The sequence below is a fragment of the Aeromonas sp. JL9 genome, from assembly GCF_024436075.1.
GTDB classification, from domain to species: Bacteria; Pseudomonadota; Gammaproteobacteria; order Enterobacterales; family Aeromonadaceae; genus Aeromonas; species Aeromonas veronii.
Genome location: NZ_JANFNV010000071.1, coordinates 1 through 1,355, shown reverse-complemented (window position 1 = coordinate 1,355; position 1,355 = coordinate 1). Strand labels below are relative to the sequence as shown.

General features: G+C 52.0%; 1 protein-coding gene. It reads right to left on the bottom strand.

What is annotated here, in order from left to right:
• Nucleotides 1-181: 181 nt before the first annotated feature.
• A partial coding sequence (locus NOM06_RS20775) for a phage/plasmid primase, P4 family (protein WP_255913030.1) occupies nt 182-1,355 on the bottom strand: 1,174 nt, incomplete at its 5' end.

Here is a 1,355-nt window from a genome sequence, read left to right as displayed (position 1 = left end):
TTTGTTATCCGGTTTGAAGCCGTATGACCACTCCCTTTTGTGGGCAACTGTCAGGTGAATACCATCTCCATACACACAGCTTACGTTATGACGTTGAAGGTGCACAGAGTACCGCCTCAGTATGGGGCAGTGATGTGGGCCATAACCGACAACGAAAAGGGGCCCGCAGGCCCCGAAAATGTTATTGATTTGATGCAAGACGGAGCGTAGGGGATGCACTTGGATAAGCATCAAATGCATCATCGCGTAACACAATCCCAATAATTGCAGCCTTGTTACGGTAGCGTGTTGCTTCGAAACCCTTATCCACAAGTTTTTTCTTCAGGATGATTTTACTCATGGTCCACTCTCTGTCCTGCTGAGCCCAGCGGCTAAAAGCAGCGTAGATCTCGTCCATGGTGCATTTGTAGTTACTGCTTGGCTGAGTGCACTCTTCCAAAAAGCGTCCCACCAGATCGGATTCGGCACGGTAGCTCTCGACATCGGCTTTGATGCTGGCTGGCATCGACCGTTTCAGCCCTTGTGCCAACCACATCTGGGTGCCTTGGATGGCCCAGTTCAAGATACCTGGCAGTTCATCCTGAAGCTTCTGCATCAAGTACGGATCTAATTGCTCTCCTGTAAACGCTGCATTGAAGGGAATCATCATCATTCGTCGCCACATGCCTGGGCTGGTATCCCGGATCACTGGCTTGTGGTTCCCCACCATAACAAGTGAGAAGCGGGGACGGAACTCCATCTCGCTCTTGGCATAAGGGGCCCTAGCGACAATGATGTCGTCACCCGTCATGGCTTTCACTAGGTTCTCATCCATGCGAGATCCCTCTGGTAGCTCATTAGCTACTACCAGTCGGGCGTCCACCAGCTTGGTCAACGATGGGTTCGGGCCGGTACTGGCATTGCGGTTAAACAGCAAGACATTACTGTTGATCTGCCGACTATAGTCCCCGAGCAGTTGCTGGATGACCGACATGAAGGTGCTCTTACCATTACAGCCATTACCATAGAGGAAGAACAACAATTGCTCGTCGGTACGGCCCGTTATCCAGTAGCCCACACAGCGTTGCAGGAAGGTGGCCAGTTCGGCATCTCCACAGGTGATTTCACTGATGAATTGCTCCCAGCGTGGACAAGTAGCCCCCGAGATATAGACAGCAGGGCTGGCACTGGTCAGCAAATGGGCTCGACGAGCAGCAAGGAAACATCCAGAGTTCAGATCGATAACCCCGTTACCGACACCAAGTAGCATGGGGTTGGCGTTGAGCTCGGCGAGTTTTATCTTGTAGTGGTCAACTAAATCCGGACACTTGGTTAGGCCGAACCTCGGCTTTTGCTGGCGGTATCCCGTCATTGTA